This window comes from Halorubrum sp. SD612 (assembly GCF_002135005.1).
In genome coordinates this window covers 1-1853 of sequence record NZ_NEWI01000314.1, presented here as the reverse complement: position 1 = coordinate 1853, position 1853 = coordinate 1, and the positions used below count along the sequence as shown (strand labels likewise).

1 pseudogene is annotated in these 1853 nt (G+C 72.2%); it reads right to left on the bottom strand.

The window, feature by feature from the left end:
- Positions 1–90 precede the first annotated feature (90 nt).
- Positions 91–1853, bottom strand: a pseudogene (locus B9G38_RS16835) (helicase-related protein); the annotation flags it as partial.

Here is a 1853-nt window from a genome sequence, read left to right as displayed (position 1 = left end):
TCTAGTTGTTTTCTGTTATGGTTCGCCCGCCCCCATAGTTCTTAGCGAGCCTCTCGGTCGGCAGCGTCAGATGGGAGTCGTAGAACGTTTCTCCAGAACCCGCTCGGCGGTGCGCTCGCGGCCGCGGAGCGCGCCCAGCACGACCGCCTTGTCCGCCTCGCGGAGGTCGGCGCGGCTCTCGACGCCCGCCTCGTAGAGGCGGCGGGCGCGCTTGCGGCCGACGTTGCGGACGCCCGCGAGGTCGAGCAGCTCCTCGCGGACCCCGTACTCCAGCCGTTTGCGGGCCTCGCGCACTTGGACTACGACGTCGCCGTCGATCCCCTCTACGTCGCGCGCGAGCGTCTCCGCCGCCCGGAGGAGCCACTCGGCGGTGTCGACCTTGCCGCGGATGTCGCCCGGGCCGACGCCGTACCGCTCCGCGATCCGGTCCTCGTCCACCTCGTTCGCCCAGTCTTCCAAGAGGCGGCCGGTCTTCAGCGCGGCGAGCCAGTCCTCGAAGCGCACGTCCTCGTACTCGGAGGGCACGTCGCCGAGGAACTCCGCCTCGCGCTCGTAGCAGACCTCGGTGTACTCCTCGCGGTCGCCGGACTTGAGGTACAGCTCGTAGGTGTCCGGCGTCCGGCTGACGAGGTGATAGAGCCCGAGCGGGGTGACCGCGGGGGCGTCCGAGTCGGTCGAGTCCGCCGCCTCGGCGGCGTCGGCGGTCTCGGCGCTCGCCTCGTCGTCCGCCCGCGTGTACGTCGTGAAGCCGGGGTCGTCCGCGTCGGCGCCGGGGTCCGGGGCGGCGCCGTCGGCGGGGACGAAGTCGCCGCTCTCGGCGCCCTCGTCGTCCGCGCCGTCTGCCACGGTCCGGAGCCCGTCGAGTATCTCGGCCGCGCTCATCGGGTCGAGGTAGAGCCGGGAGACGGTGTGGCCGATCCCCGTCGCGGCGAGTCCCTCGCTCCCGCCGTCGCGGTCGCGCTCGACGAACCCGTTGACTTCGAGGTAGTCGAGGACGGTGTCCGTGACCGCGGCGAGGCGGCCCTCGTCGTCGGTCTGGGTCGCGTAGAGAGTGTTATCGAGGAAGGAGAGCAGCCCGTCTCGGGTGGCGGCGAAGCCGGACGCGACCGTCGCGAGGACGTGCGTCCGGAGGGCGGGCTCGGCCGCCAGCTTCGAGCGGACCGGCTCGGCGTCGGCCCAGACGTACCGCTCGAACAGCTCCTCGCGGGTGTCGGCGCTGTTCGCGAGCAGCACCGCCTCGCCGTACGGGTCGAGTCCGGGACGCCCCGCGCGCCCGCACATCTGGTGTACTTCGAGGACGTCGAGCGGTTTCATGCCGCCGAACTCCCCGTCGTAGCGGCGCCAGTCGCGGACGATCACTCGGCGCGCGGGGGTGTTGACGCCGGCGGCGAGCGTCGGCGTCGCGGAGACGCACTTGATCAGGCGGTCGCGGAACGCGTCCTCGATCAGGCTCCGGTGCTCGCTCGCGAGGCCGGCGTGGTGGAACGCCGACCCCTGCTCGACCGCGTCCGCGAGGTCCTCGGAGGTGTCGGTGTCGGAGACGCCGCGGATCTCCTCGGCCAGCTCGCGGAGGCGGTCGCGCTCCTCGCCGGTGAGTCTGGGGGCGGTGACCTCGCCGAGCTTCCGGGCCGACGACTCGGCGTTGCGCCGCGAGTTGACGAAGACGAGCGAGGAGCCCCCCTGGCCGTCCTCCTCGGTGTCCAAGGCGTCGCCGACCAGTTCGGCCGTCTGGTCCTCGCCGCGCTCGACGGGGACCTCGCGCTGGCTCCCGTCGTCGAAGTTGATCGCGTTGCCGAAGTGGACGCCGGTCCGGAGCTCGATGGGTCGCCAGTCGGACTCGACGAGTTCGGCGT